The sequence below is a fragment of the Cellvibrio sp. QJXJ genome, assembly GCF_024452345.1.
Classification (GTDB): domain Bacteria; phylum Pseudomonadota; class Gammaproteobacteria; order Pseudomonadales; family Cellvibrionaceae; genus Cellvibrio.
In genome coordinates this window covers 3362478-3377089 of record NZ_CP101662.1, presented here as the reverse complement: position 1 = coordinate 3377089, position 14612 = coordinate 3362478, and the positions used below count along the sequence as shown (strand labels likewise).

12 protein-coding genes are annotated in these 14612 nt (G+C 48.9%); 8 read left to right on the top strand and 4 right to left on the bottom strand.

The genetic code is table 11. From position 1 onward, the window contains the following. Positions 1-131: 131 nt before the first annotated feature. Together NNX04_RS14645 and chrA are read left to right on the top strand one after the other, a co-directional pair. Positions 132-1064 (top strand): chromate resistance protein, encoded by a 933-nt coding sequence (locus tag NNX04_RS14645; RefSeq protein ID WP_261946254.1) that lies wholly within the window; start codon positions 132-134, stop codon positions 1062-1064. After that, on the top strand, positions 1061-2425 hold the full coding sequence (chrA, locus tag NNX04_RS14640; RefSeq protein WP_261946253.1) for a chromate efflux transporter: 1365 nt from the start codon (positions 1061-1063) through the stop codon (positions 2423-2425). The genes NNX04_RS14645 and chrA overlap by 4 nt, the downstream gene beginning before the upstream one ends. 157 nt (positions 2426-2582) lie before the next feature. On the opposite strand, the gene NNX04_RS14635 is transcribed toward chrA, so the two are convergent. The 4 genes from NNX04_RS14635 to NNX04_RS14620 are packed head-to-tail and all read right to left on the bottom strand — an operon-like array spanning position 2583 to position 8138. Continuing rightward, complete coding sequence (locus NNX04_RS14635; protein WP_261946252.1) at positions 2583-3716, bottom strand: cysteine desulfurase family protein; 1134 nt, start codon at positions 3714-3716, stop codon at positions 2583-2585. Between the two features lie 20 nt (positions 3717-3736). Then, complete coding sequence (locus tag NNX04_RS14630) at positions 3737-4981, bottom strand: hypothetical protein (protein WP_261946251.1); 1245 nt, start codon at positions 4979-4981, stop codon at positions 3737-3739. Further along, positions 4978-5781, bottom strand: coding sequence for an outer membrane lipoprotein-sorting protein (locus tag NNX04_RS14625; RefSeq protein ID WP_261946250.1), 804 nt, complete (start codon positions 5779-5781; stop codon positions 4978-4980). Before NNX04_RS14625 ends, NNX04_RS14630 begins: the two co-directional genes overlap by 4 nt. Then, positions 5778-8138 (bottom strand): efflux RND transporter permease subunit, encoded by a 2361-nt coding sequence (locus NNX04_RS14620; protein WP_261946249.1) that lies wholly within the window; start codon positions 8136-8138, stop codon positions 5778-5780. The genes NNX04_RS14625 and NNX04_RS14620 overlap by 4 nt, the downstream gene beginning before the upstream one ends. Positions 8139-8427: 289 nt before the next feature. Between NNX04_RS14620 and NNX04_RS14615 the strand changes: the two genes are divergently transcribed. From NNX04_RS14615 to NNX04_RS14590, 6 genes are all read left to right on the top strand, one after another. Next, entirely contained in the window at positions 8428-9102 is a 675-nt protein-coding gene (locus NNX04_RS14615; RefSeq protein WP_261946248.1) for an ArsR/SmtB family transcription factor, read from the top strand. Positions 9103-9182: 80 nt separating this feature from the next. Next, positions 9183-9536, top strand: a complete 354-nt coding sequence (locus NNX04_RS14610; RefSeq protein ID WP_261946247.1) for a DsrE/DsrF/TusD sulfur relay family protein — start codon at positions 9183-9185, stop codon at positions 9534-9536. Positions 9537-9752: 216 nt separating this feature from the next. Then, positions 9753-10571, top strand: a complete 819-nt coding sequence (locus NNX04_RS14605) for a phosphonate ABC transporter ATP-binding protein (protein WP_261946246.1) — start codon at positions 9753-9755, stop codon at positions 10569-10571. Beyond that, positions 10558-12672, top strand: a complete 2115-nt coding sequence (locus NNX04_RS14600) for a PhnE/PtxC family ABC transporter permease (RefSeq protein WP_261946245.1) — start codon at positions 10558-10560, stop codon at positions 12670-12672. Before NNX04_RS14605 ends, NNX04_RS14600 begins: the two co-directional genes overlap by 14 nt. 48 nt (positions 12673-12720) lie before the next feature. Then, complete coding sequence (locus NNX04_RS14595) at positions 12721-13608, top strand: putative selenate ABC transporter substrate-binding protein (RefSeq protein WP_261946244.1); 888 nt, start codon at positions 12721-12723, stop codon at positions 13606-13608. An 80-nt stretch (positions 13609-13688) separates the two neighbouring features. Continuing rightward, complete coding sequence (locus NNX04_RS14590; RefSeq protein WP_261946243.1) at positions 13689-14609, top strand: transglutaminase-like domain-containing protein; 921 nt, start codon at positions 13689-13691, stop codon at positions 14607-14609. The last annotated feature ends 3 nt before the right edge of the window (positions 14610-14612 follow it).

The following is a 14612-nucleotide window of genomic DNA, read 5'->3' as shown; positions in this document are numbered from 1 at the left end:
TGCGCTGCCAATAAATGCACCAATAAATCTGGAGTGGGCATAGACCCTCTCTGGTTTATTGATATGGGCTTGTATGCTCATTACAAAATCCTGTAGAGTTTGTCACTCATTTGTCAACTACTCTACAAATTATGAAATGGATCCTGCTGATTTTATCCCTGCCTACCCAAAACGCGACAGTGCGTATGCGGGTGTGGCGAACCCTGAAGTCTGCTGGTGCCGCAGTATTGCGCGACGGCGTTTACCTGCTTCCACAGCGACAAGAGCATCAGCAATTGTTTGATGGTTTGGCACAAGAAGTAGAGGCAGGTGAAGGCTCGGCTTATGTGCTCATCGTCGATACTGAAGACGCTAGCCAATTTAGCGGCCTGTTTGACCGTAGCGATGACTACGCCAACCTGTTACAGGAGCTGCCTCCGCTAAAAGAATTGGCAACCAGCTCACTGCAAGAGGCGACCAGACAGTTGCGCAAACTGCGTAAAAACTTCACCGCCATCACCGCGACTGATTTTTTCCCCGGCGAAGCCCAGGCGCAAACCCAGCAGGCGCTGCGACAGCTTGAACTTCAGCTCAATCGCCAGTTATCGCCCAACGAACCCCATGAGCACACCGGTGAAATCCCTCGATTGGACATCAGCCTCTATCGCGGGCGGTTATGGGCAACCCGTCAACGCCCTTGGGTGGATCGCCTTGCCAGTGCCTGGCTGATTCGCCGTTTTATCGACCCCGACGCCCGTTTTATGTGGTTGCAAACACCGCAGGATTGCCCCGCCGATGCACTGGGTTTTGATTTTGACGGCGCCAGTTTCACTCACCTCAATGGCAAGGTGACCTTTGAAGTCCTACTGGAAAGTTTTGGTCTCGACCACCTTGGTTTAGCGCGCATGGGCGCCTTGGTGCATTTTCTGGATGCGGGTGGCATCCAGCCCAGCGAAGCCAGTGGGTTGGAGCAAATCCTGTGGGGATTGCGCAACAGCATTCACGACGACGATCAACTCATCGCCACTGCCAATGGCGTCTTCGATGCGCTATTGGCCGCTTTTACCGATAAGGAAACAGCATGAACAACACTGAATTAACGTCCGATCAACCCGTTGATGCGCCTGAGCCGGTCAGCTTTTGGGAAGCATTTCGTTTCTGGTTAAAACTCGGGTTTATCAGCTTTGGTGGCCCGGCAGGACAAATCGCCATCATGCATCAGGAACTGGTGGAGCGCAGACGCTGGATCAGCGAAAAACGTTTTTTGCATGCGCTCAATTACTGCATGGTGTTGCCCGGCCCGGAGGCACAACAACTCGCCACTTACATCGGCTGGTTAATGCATCGCACCTGGGGCGGCATAGTCGCCGGTGTACTGTTTTTATTGCCATCACTGTTTATTTTGATTGCACTCTCCTGGGCGTATATCGCTTATGGTGATGTGAGTTGGGTAGCGGGTTTGTTCTACGGCATCAAACCGGCGGTGACTGCGATAGTCGTGCATGCTGCGCATCGCATTGGCTCACGCGCATTAAAAAATAATGTGATGTGGGCGATTGCCGCTGCCGCGTTTGTGGCGATATTTGCGCTCAATATTCCATTCCCTTACATAGTGATTGCAGCGGCGCTGATTGGTTATTTAGGCGGGCGCTTTTTGCCTGATTATTTCAACGGCGGTGGTGGCCACGGCAAAGCTGATAAATCTTTCGGCACTGCGTTAATCGATGATCACACACCAACGCCTGCACACGCTATTTTCCGCTGGTCGCGTTTCAGCATGATTTTGATTTCCGGCGTATTACTCTGGACGATTCCGCTAGCTGCACTCTGGAGTTATTTCGGTTGGGATCACACCCTCACCCAAATGGCCTGGTTCTTTACCAAAGCGGCGCTGCTCACTTTTGGTGGAGCTTATGCGGTATTACCCTACGTTTATCAGGGCGCGGTCGGCCACTATGCATGGCTCACACCCACGCAAATGATCGACGGTCTCGCGCTCGGCGAAACCACACCAGGGCCGCTGATTATGGTGGTGGCTTTTGTCGGTTTTGTGGGGGGATATGTGCAAGCCGTATTTGGCCCTGACATGGTATTTCTGGCGGGTGCAGTAGCCGCTACTATCGTTACCTGGTTTACCTTTTTACCATCGTTTATTTTTATCTTTGCAGGCGCGCCTTTTATTGAAACGACGCACAACGATTTGAAATTTACGGCACCACTGACTGCTATTACAGCGGCGGTAGTGGGTGTGATTTTAAATCTCGCCCTGTTTTTTGGTTACCACATTTTGTGGCCATCCGGTTTTGATGGGCAGTTTGAGTGGATATCAGCCATCATTGCTATTGCAGCGGGTATCGCATTGTTTCGTTACAAAATGAATGTGATGAAAGTGATTGGTGTTTCGGCGCTGGCTGGGCTGGTGGTTTCGTTACTCGGGATTAACTAAGCGCACCAAACGATGGTTAGTGGCTCTTTAATAATCATCTAATCGGAGGATGATTCATTAATCATGAACTTCCGCTTTTGGCCGAGCGCGGTAACTGACAGTAGGCAAGTTAACGTTTAATCTAGTTAAACGCCAAAACTTTTAATCACCTAAGATATTAACTCGTCATTGTCTTCCAGCTGTTAGTTAAAATTTGGCAGGCTTGTTTAATTTCGTCGTCAGTTGTTGATATCCCCACCGACAATCTTACTGAACCGCGCGCGCGGTCAGCAGATGCACCTATCGCCGCCAACACGCCGCTGACTGCATCGCCATGCGAATGGCAGGCTGATCCTACTGACGCAGCGATTTGGTCTGCTGCGCTTTCAAGAAGTGCACGGCCACTGACACGTGGGAATGAAATATTTAGTGTGTTAGGAAGTCTATGCTCTGGATGGCCATTCAAAATAATTCCGGGAATTTGTGCTAACAAACGGGTGTGCAAATCATCACGTAAATGTTTTAAATGAGGTTCAGCCTCCGGTAGACGTGCGGCAGCTAAACGAGCCGCTTCGCCCAGTGCTGCAACTGCAATAACATTTTCTGTTCCGGGTCGGAGGCTGCGCTCGTGACCTGCGCCATACATGATTGGGTTAATGGGTGTGCCTTCACGCACATACAACGCTCCCACACCTTTTGGGGCATAAAATTTATGGCCTGCAATGGTTAATGCATCAACTCCCAATTCGTTCACATCGACTTTCACTTTACCAATGGATTGAGCAGCATCTACATGCAGCAGTACGCCACGCGCCCGTGCGATCCGCGCGATATAGGAAATGGGCTGGATGGTTCCAATTTCGTTATTGGAATGCATGATGCTAACCAGCGCGGTATCCTGGCGGATGTGGCTCGCGAGCACTTCAAGATTAATTAATCCATTGGCATCAACTGGTAATACTGTTAGATCCCAGCCTTCCCGTTGCAATTGCAAACAGGGTTGCATAACAGCTGGATGTTCAATTGCGCTGGTGATGATATGTTTTTTATTTGCGCTGGCGCGTGCCATCCCGAGGATAGCGAGATTATTGGACTCGGTGGCACAGCCAGTGAAAATAATTTCTGCTGGAGTGGCGGCAATTAGTTGCGCAACCTGCGCACGTGCCAACTGAACCAATTCATTGGCGCGGCGACCGTAGGCGTGACTGGATGATGGGTTTCCAAATTCAGCCAGGCACTGAGTGATCACGTTAATCACTTCGGGCGCAATAGGTGTTGTTGCGTTGTAGTCGAGATAAATTGGTGTGGTCATAATTAAAATCCGATTGATAATCAGTAGGCAAGGCGCAGTGTTAAATAGAGGTTGTCGTTACGATCAAACGCACCGAACATACCTTGCGAATTTCCCGAAAAAATATTTGTTCCGATTTCACCCCAGAGATTATCGTTAAACGCATACCTGAGTGTGGATTGTAAAAATCTGTCAGATTCGCTCAAGCCCCAATAGCTAAATACATTAACCGTTAACGTTTGATGCATGAGGAATTGTGTAAATCGTAGCGTAGCAACTCGGTTCCATTCCGATGATACTGCCATAGCCGATGACGCGGCGGCTCGGTATTCCGAATAGTTTTCCATGTGCTCAATATAAAATTGCACACCCAGTGTGGAGTCTTTCCAAAGCTGCCGATTGTATCCGCTCAACAGGCGGGTCTGGCTATTTTGAATGAAGGGATTTGAACCAGATACATCATCACGTGAATCGTAGTAACCTGCTTCAAGATTCAATACCCCGTTTTTAATTTGCCCCGTAAGACTTGCACCATAGGTGTTCAGGCGTGGGTAGAAAACGTTGGTTCCTGGCGCTGCAATGGCCGGTTGATACGATGCTCTGCGCCAATAGCCTTTCGATGCATAACCGCTGACATCCCACCCTGAAAAGGAACGAGAAAGTTTTCCAGCGTATTCCAAATCATCATCATTCGATTCACTTGTAATCGGAGGCGCTAATGACGGGAATTGCATTTCAAAGCGTCGCATCTCCGGCAAATGATCTTCATCGAAGCGCGCGATAACTGTTTCAATCGTTGTGTTGCCCGGATAAAAATCAAACTTGATCGCATCGGTCGGACGTTTGAGGAAGTCCATTGGCATTCCGCCAAAAAAGGCATTCCAATCTTTGGCGAACACATCGTTGATAAACAGCATATCACCTGTGCCCCAAGTGATCATTTGCCGCCCGGTTCTTAACTGAATGGCGTCTTTTGTCCAATCCCAATAGAGCTCACGCGCCCGTGCACTGGTTTCGTCAAAAACGAAATCCTGAACCAATTCCAGATTTGCAGTAAACGAATGCGCATTGTCATTGGTTGCATAATCTGCTTTCAGTTGTGCACGCAATTCTGAAAATGGAATCTCACAATCACGACTATCGCATGATTCGGTGTGAACTCTGGCGGCGGTGTGTGACTGTAGAGTCCCATTAACCTCGGCGCTGACTTCCGGGTTAATAAGTAGCAAGAGACTCATTGCCAACATCGGTAACGATTTACTGTAAACAAAATCCATGCGCGTCATTTAACCCATTGCTGCGGTGGGTTGCGCAGATAGCGTTCCGTAAAGATATCGGCCTCAAGCCCGGAGTTATAATTGATGTCTTGATAAGTGACATCTGTGCGATATCCGGTTTGCAGGTTTTTCATTGTTCTGGCGGTGATCGTCCATATGTCAGCGATGCTCTCCACTTTAACGGCACTGAACACACGGGATGGACGGTTGCGTAAATCAAAATATTCTTCACTCAAGGGCAACCAGCGTTCTTTGTCGATCAACGAAACCCGGCGACTATAATCAATTGGTTTTACGGGCTTGCTTTCAATGCGGTAGACCGGCCTGCCTTCAAATGTTTCTTCTCCGACCAGCACATGCGTTTCATCGGCAACCTCTCTGCCAGAAACATCTTCGTAGGTAAAATCCGATCCCACAAACGAAGAGCGTTTATCATCAGAAGCAATACGTTTCACTAATTTAATCGCGGGCACAAAGATCCAGCGATCATCTTCTTTTCCGGTAAATTTCTGCACTAGAAATGCAGTCCCTTTCACATCCGTGGGGCGATGGAAATAGGTGTAGTAACGTTGTTCACCGTCAGCTCCATTCAAACGGAGCATAGTCATCTCACGTTCGCGTATGTCACCTTTTGGATTCACTAACTGCATGGTAACTTTGGTACGCACATCGGCACCGGCATAGTAAGTTGCATCCAATGAACGCTGCACAATCTCTGTTGCGTCCATTGCTAAACTCATTGAGGGCACGGCGGCCAGACCCGCCAAACAAAGTCCGGGATTGATGAGTTTTTTAATCAAGGAAATCATGCGCCTTCTCCAATAGAAGTGACTGCGGATGCTGAAGAGCGGGTATCAGGCAGCGCTTTTTTGACGAATAACCAACGTTGAAATAGCAGGATTAACGCCGGGAGATAAATTAATGTGGTCAGTGCGCTCACTAACATCATGCTCAGGATGAATGCGCCTACCGTAATGTAAGGGGTCAGTGGTGCAAACATCATTACCGAAAATGCAGCGGCGAATAAAATGGCATTGCGCATGATGCCTTTGCCGGGGCGCGCAGCTGTCCAGAGTAAATTATCGGCAAGGGTTTCGCCGGTTGTTGCTGTCTCATCCATTCGCTGGCGCAAACGGCTAATGAAATGAATGGAAAAATCGACCGCCATGCCGAGTGATAGACATGAGAGTACGGAGATGGGCATATCAAAATCTTTGCCAGTAAATCCGATCACGGCATAAATCATCATGATGGTAAACAATAGTGGGATGTACCCAATCAGTGCCCACCGGATGGAGCGAAAATTAAAGGCGAGTAATATAAAAACAACGAGCAGTGCCAGAATAAATCCTTTGAGCATGTCCCAGAGAACTTCGTCATTCCACACTACGTTGAAATACGCTGTGCCTGCTGGCTTGAATTCCAGATCGATGGGGTTTTGCTGTTGGTAGTCCTCAACAGCGCGAATAACGGTTCGCATCGCCTCCGCATCCCAAGTCTTCAATTGCAACCAAATGTTGGCTTGCTGGAATGGGTAGTCAACCACATTATCGAGGTCGGACTGTTTAGCAGACATACCGAATAAAAACAGATATTGGGCAATCGTATCGGCATCGGATGGAATCACATAAAAATCGGCGTTGTCTTCGTGCAATACGCGATTAATGCGTTTGACATAATCGACAATCGAAAAGGTTTTGCCGACCTCTGGTAAAGACTCTAAATGGCGCTGCAAGCCATCGAGATATTGCATAGCTTCTGGTGTTTTTATCCCTTCCGCTTGTGGTGCAATGGCAACAATATATCCCGATGCTGTACCACCGAGAGATTGGTTGATTTTTTCATCTGCAATTCGCACTTCACTGCTTTTAGTGAACCATTCGACCAAATTATTATTGATGGTTATTTGGGTAATACCGATAACGGAAATCCCCATCAACACAGCGCCAATTGCAATTATCTTTTTCGGGTGATTGACGCCGATACCGGCAAGTTTTATTAGCCAATGTGTGGAAGCTTGCTCTTTGCTATTTTCGCGAGCGACGGCGGCAAGAATTTTTTTCTCATCCATCATCATCAATAACGCGGGGATTAAGGTAAAGCTCAACAGGCGCAGCAACAAGGTACCGAAAACAATCACACCACCGAAGACTTGTACGGGAATGATTTCCATAAACAGCAGCACTGCAAATCCGGCGGCTGTTGCGAAGGCTGTATAGCGCACAGGGCGACTTACCGCATCCAGAGTTTCATGAATGGCCTGTTGTTTGTTGCCGCCACTGCGATAGCGATGATAAAACTCATTGAAAATATGAATACTGTCTGTGGCAATCGCCATCAGGAATACAGGTGCCATGGAACTCATAATATGCACCGGAAAACCCAATCCGATTAATAGTCCCATGCTGCATAAAATACTGACCATAGCGACGGCCATCATGGACATGGCCAGAGGCAAACTGCTGAACATCCAGAGGATAGCGATAAACATGATCATCCCGGCAATGGGTGCAAACAGTCCCATCATGGTAAACATATCCGCACCAAAGGTATCCCTGACAACCGGATCACCAGCAACATAAAAATCATCACCGCCCTCTTGCGCAGCGATAATGGTGCGGATGTTATCGGCTACCTGTTTGCCGTTAGCACCGTCTTCCAAGGGCACATAGAGAGCGGCCATGGTTTCGTCTTCGGAGATAATCCGGTCGGTGAAGAGCGGATTTCCAATTAGTTTGGCCCGAAGGGTCTCAAGTGCGGCAGTAGTCGTTGGTGCTTCTGACATCAGCGGAGCGACATCAAGTCCCTCACTGTCGGCGCTGATATGGTCAATCGTGTTGAAGCTGACCAGGTCGCGGGCTGCGACACCTTCTATCGCCAATATCTGTTCAGTAACCTGATGTATTTTGCCCAACGTCTTGAGATTGAGGACACCTTCATCGTTGTGCACAGCCACAACAATGGTGTCTTCATATAGCCGGAAGGTTTGTTCGATCTCATCATTCCATACCCTTACCGCCGAGTCAGGTGGCAGCATATTTTTCGGATTGGTATCCAGAGTGATGCGCGGGAACTGGGTGCAGAATAACGCGGTAATGATGAGTGTTATGGCTGCAACCCAGCGGGGATGATGGGTCGCGAATTCCACTAATGTGTGTTTGCGCATAGGGTTAAGGAATCCTTTTAGCTACGGGTGCTTATATCAATACCTGACACCTGAAGCGTCATTATCTTATATTCAATTATTTAATTGAATGCTTGACTAGAATATCTGCTTCAAATAGATTGTCAAGGCAATGAGGATTCAGGGGTTGATCAGCAGCGTTCACCAATGAGAGTTTTTTGCAGGCAATACCGTTTTATTCAGTGAATTAGAGTCTGGGGAGCACATAGCTGTTTGATGAATGGCGTTTGGAATCTATAATTCAAGCAATCAATTGAAAAATGGAAAATCCATGACCTCCTCAAATAGACAGTTCAAAGATTCACTCTACGAGCAATTGGCGCGTATCGGAAAAGCCTTGGCGAGTCCCATTCGATTAGAGCTGCTTGATGTGTTGAGTCAAGGGCCGCGCACCGTTGAATCGATTGCCAATGAAGTAAACCAGAGTGTGGCGAACACGTCGCAGCACTTGCAGATTCTCCGATCTGCGCGGGTGATTGAGTCCGAACGCAATGGCGTCAACATCATTTACCGGCTCGCTGATCAGGAAGTGCTTGGATTGTGCGGGGTGCTTCGTCGCGTGGGTGAAGCGCGATTGTTGGAAGTTCGCCAAGTGACCGAAGCATTCTTACGCGAACGCGGCGCGCTTGAGCGAACCGACAATGAAACATTGCTTGAGCGGGTCAGGCGTGGAGAAGTCACAGTATTGGATGTGCGTCCAACGGATGAATTTTTGGCAGGCCATATTCCGGGCGCAATCTCTGTTCCCCTGTCTGAGCTGGAACAGAAAATGGCTGATCTACCACCGGATCGCGAAATAGTCGCCTACTGTCGTGGGCCATTGTGCGTCATGTCGATTGAGGCCGTGAATCGGTTAAACGAAAAAGGCTACCAGGCAACACGTTGGGAAGAAGGCGTGGCGGATTGGGTAGCACGAGGATTTGCAATACAAACGGGTGCTGTTTGACGGGAGATTAGTAGGAAGTTACGAATGTCCCTCTTGATCCAGTGCCTACCAACACCACAGGAAATCAAGAGGAAACAGACGTGAGCAATATTTTATTCATATTGAATGACGGACCATACGGAACCGAACGTAGCTACAACGGTGTACGACTAGCAGCTGCTATCGCCAAGCGCGCGTCTGACGATGTGCGCATATTTTTGATGGGAGACGCCGCTGTCTGCGCCAAGCGCGGCCAGAAAGTTCCGCAAGGTTATTACAACCTTGAACTGATGTTTGGGCCGGTTATTCGTCGTGAAGGCAAGATTGGTGTTTGCGGCACCTGTATGGATGCACGCGGTATGACCGAAGAAGAGTTAGCAGAAGGTACCCATCGCGGTACGCTGGAAGAACTCACTGATTGGACACTTTGGGCTGACAAAGTCCTGGTTTTCTAAGTAGTACTGAGAATGTGATACGCCTACTGGCGTTTTTTAATAATAAATAGTCAAGCAATCAATTAAATAATTGATTGCTTGGCAAAACCACTGACTCAGATGCATTACTTCAACACTACCCAGCGTCCAGGATGCCGCTGTAGAGAGTGTTGTAGACGTTTATGAGCAGCCAGTAAACCCCGTGAAACCTGACACTCGGGGGAAAGGAGTCAAGTTATGAATCCACATATTTTGCCAAGCTCACAACCTGTGAGTGGCCAAGCTCCCATCCTCGAACTCAAAGCGGTATCGCGGTATTGGGGTAAACGGGCAGCCATCAACAATCTCAATTTGACCATTAAACCTGGCGAAACGGTTGCCCTTATTGGGCCAAGCGGTGGCGGAAAATCCACGCTTATCCGCCTGTTGGCAGGTGTACTTAAACCCACCCAAGGGCGGGTACTGGTTGCCGGAAAAGACCTGGCCAAAATGTCAGCCAACGAGCTGCGTTATCACCGCGCCCATTCACGCATTATTGAACAAACCCATTTACTGGTGCCGCAATTGTCGGTTCACCAGAATGTGGTCGCGGGAAAATTGCCCTTGTGGCCATGGCACAAGGTTATGGCCTCAGCGCTTTGGCCGGTAGAAAAGAAACCAGTGCATTCCCTGTTGGAATCCCTTTCCATTGGTGAGCACCAATGGCGCCCGGCAAGCGACCTTAGTGGGGGTCAAATGCAGCGCGTCGCCATTGCGCGGGCACTTATTTCTGCGCCCACCACATTGCTGGCCGATGAGCCAACAGCGTCACTTGATCCAGCCACCGCCCGCGCGGTAACCGAAATTATCCTCAATCAAGCCAAAGAACGTGGCGTCACTTTGGTTTTTTGCACCCATTGGCTCGATGCAATTATGCACCGTTGCGACCGCATCATCGGATTGCGTGAAGGCACATTAGTACTGGACGCCAAACCCTCAGAAGTTACCCAGGATGCACTCAACTTGCTTTATCAAGGGAGTGAAGAACTGCATGAGGGAAACAATGAGCGAATTTAACCGTAAGCAGGAGCTTAAGCGTTACCTGGTTTGGTTCGTCGTTGGGCTCACCTTTGTTCTGGCGATGGAAGGAACCCGTGTTAATCCGGGTGCACTTTTTGACCGTGATGGGATACGCAACGCCGGTGAATTGCTAAGCGGTTTGCTTAGCCCAAATCTCTCGCCGGATTTTCTCCAGCGTATTTTCCTGCTGTCTTTTGAGAGCTTGTTTGTCGGGATTCTTGGGACAGTGTTTGCCGTTGTTATCGGGATTGGTTTGGCGATGTTTGCCATCCGCATACCTGAATTGCCCGATCCTCCAGGGCGTCAGGGGCGTCGTCAATCCTTCGTGGTTGCCACCGCCAGAACAGTCTCCCGTTTTACGCTGGGCTTTTTCCGGTCAATTCCGGAGATTGTGTGGGCGTACCTATTTGTACAGATCCTCGGTCTCGGGCCAGGTGCTGCGGTATTGGCTATTGGCTTAACCGTGGGCGGTTCTATCGGCAAGCTCTACGCCGAACTCGCTGAAGCAGTAGATCGACAAATTATCGGCGGACTGCGCGCCGCTGGTGTGGGGCGCTGGGGCATTTTAATGCACGGCATTTTGCCGCAGGTGAAGCGCCAATGGGTCGCTTATGCGCTCTTCCGGATGGAGTGCAACATCCGCACGGGCACAATTCTGGGCGTGGTCGGCGCGGGTGGTTTGGGCAGTGAAATTGCCCTGAGTATTCGCTATCTCGAATTCGATAAATTGGCGACTACGCTCATCGCCGTACTGATGTTTGTAATCGCACTCGAATGGGTAAGCGCTTATTTACGGCGTCACCCCGTTAAATGGTCATTGCTATTTGCCGCTGTTGGCGGGATAGCCAGTTTTGCATATCTCGATATTCCCTGGATGGATTTGCTAACAGGAAATTGGAGCAATTTGCCGGGCACTACCGAGTTCGATCTCAGCGCCGAATTTCTCGGTAAAACCGCCACGCTGGTATGGCAAACCTTATTGATGGCATGGATCGCCACGCTGCTCGCCGCCGTCTTCGCATTCTTCCTTGCTCCGCTATCCACTAGATCGTTAGTAACGGGCAGCTACCTGAGTCAAACCTACGGTAAGCGTGGGCTTTCGCTGTGGATGTCGCGTTTGCTGCAAAGCGGCTCACAATTTTTCTTGCAAGTTACGCGCGCGATGCCGGAACTGACTCTGGCGTTGGTTTTTGTTGTCTGGGTTGGGCCCGGTGCGCTGGCCGGGATTCTTGCGATTGCGGTGCACAATATTGGCGTATTAGGTCGCCTTTACACCGATGTTTATGAGGAGGTAGAACCTGGCCCCGCCAAGGCAATGCAAGCGAGCGGTGCCAGTGGTTTATCCACCTGGTTGTACGCAGTGCTACCTCAAGTTAGTCCGCGTGTATTGGCATTTACGCTTTACCGGTTTGAGGTCAATGTGAGGGCAACAGCGACAGTCGGGTTCGTGGGCGCGGGTGGTATTGGTGACTCGCTCTACACCTCGATCAGCTTATTTCACATCAGTGATCTTGTGGTCCTGTTAGTGGTGATGGTGGCGGTTGTCACGCTAGTGGATCAGGTGGGCGACCGCATGCGCAAACGTATCCTCAATGGCCCTTCATGCGAGCCGCCTTTAGCGCAACGGTTGGCAAACTTGCTTTCACGCACGAGCGGCGCGCCGCTGACATCACCAATGACAAGCGATATTCCAAAACTGGAAGTGGCCCAGCTTTGTTGTCGTTGTGGTGCTGCTCCTGCATTCAGTGTTATTCGCCCGGTATCACTCTCATCACAGGGGCTAACATTTATTTCCGACAAGTTTCTGCCTACTGGATTAATGGTGCAACTTGTCGTGGTGTATCCCGATGGAAAATTATCGTCTGTGATAAGTGCCAGAGCATGTCCCTCCGTCTCACCGGCCCACAGCATTGACAGTAAAACTATAAAAAATTATCTCAGCTTTATTGAACCAGCACCGGATTTTCTATCGGCGATGATTGTTATTGCGCAGCGAGATGCAGCGTATTTTATTGACGATAGTGAGTGCTCTACTCACGAAAAAAATGCACGCGGTAATGCACCTATCTCTAGCCAACTGGATAGCACTATCGCATGAAAGGATTAACCCAACCCTCAACACTAACCCTTAACAAAAGGAATCTTTATGAAAACTCTTTCTTCAATGTGTAAACCCTGGCAGCGTTTGATCGCGGCTTTGGTTGTTGGCGGTAGCCTGCTGACATCCGCCGTTTCCTATGCATCTGACGACGTTATCCGCGTGACAGGTATACCTGATGAAAACCCGACCGAACTTGCGCGCAAGAATCAGCCGATGGTCGATTACCTTGAAAAGAAGCTCGGTAAAAAAGTGACTTATGTTGCCGTCACCGATTATGGCGCAGCGGTTTCCGCTCTATCAGCAGGCAAAATTGATTTTGCCTGGCTAGGTGGATTTACATTTGTTCAAGCACGTCATCTGGCAGGAGCCGAACCACTGGCCATGCGCGACATTGATCGTAAATTCAAAAGTGTGTTCATCGCTAACACCGCTTCCGGCATTGAAAAGCCTGAAGATTTTAAAGGTAAGACCTTTGCGTTTGGTTCAAAAAGCTCAACCTCGGGCCATTTGATGCCACGTCATTATTTGCTCAGTCTGCTATCGATAAATCCTGAAAAAGATTTTGCAAGTTTGCCCGTTTACAGCGGCGCTCATGATGCAACCGTAAAGTTGGTTGAATCCGGCAAGATCCAAGGCGGTGCGCTCAATATTGAAGTGTGGGACAGAATGTTGGCGGAGAAAAAATTCGACGCTAAAAAAGTCAAACTGGTATGGACTTCACCCGAGTACGTGGATTATGTCTGGGCGGCCCGTAAAGGTTTATCACCGGAATTGGTTGCCAAATTTAAAGATGCATTTTTGAATCTTGACCCTAGTGTTCCCGAGCAAAAAGCGGTGCTTGATTTGCAAGGTGCAAAAGTATTTGTTGCCGCGAATCAAAGCGATTTTGACTCGATTGAAAAAGTCGCACGCGATACAGGTCTGTTGAAATAAATAGCAGCAACGTTTAGCAGAATACAACCTGAGGCGAATGTTTCGCTGTTCGCTTCAGGTTGATTTAACGGAGAAAGTCCATGAACAGAAGTCGCCGTTTTCAAACCACCTATGATGTAAAAGTGCCCGATTTTCCCAGATCGGCGAAAGAAATTAATGTGTGGATTCCTTTTCCCCGTTCAACCATTGATCAGGAAATACATGCAATCGATATTCAATCCAATATCGATTATAAAATCGAGTACGATTCTACTTATGGTAATGCCGTGTTGTGCGCAACACTGGATACCAGCAAAACCAGTTTGATCGATCTGGTTATTACCACCACGGCAACTCGCCATGAACACACTACGGATTTCCAGCGCTTTGCTGAGGTTCCCAATTCCAGTTGGCAATTGCATCATCAACCGCAATTGCTACCCAATCGCCTGATTCAATTCACCGCCGATATTTTGGGTATCGCCAGAAGCATCAAAGAACAACATGTGACCGCAATTGATATCGCCAAAGCGGCTTATGATCATGTGCTCGAACACATGCAATATGATAAATCCGGTGATGGTTGGGGCAGCGGCGATGCTGACTTTGCCTGTTCCATCGGCAAAGGGAACTGCACCGATTTTCACTCATTATTTCTCGCCATTATTCGCGCGTGTGGAGTACCCGGCCAGTTTGAAATTGGCATGGCATTTCCAACAGGTATGTCCGGAGGTGATATCACGGCATTTAAATGCGGCTACCACTGTTGGACAAGCTTTTACGCACATGGTATTGGTTGGGTGCCAGTCGATTGTTCTGAAGCGGCACAAAAAACAGATCTGCGTGACTACTACTTTGGGGCCATCGATGAAAACCGTTTTTTGTTAAGTTATGGCCGCGATCTGTTGCTGCCGGGAAGAAAAATTGATGATCCTGTAAATTTCTTCACTGACCCGATTATAGAAACAGAATCAGGCCGGGCAGTGTATTACGAAAAAAAATTAAGTTTTACCGACGTTTAACCC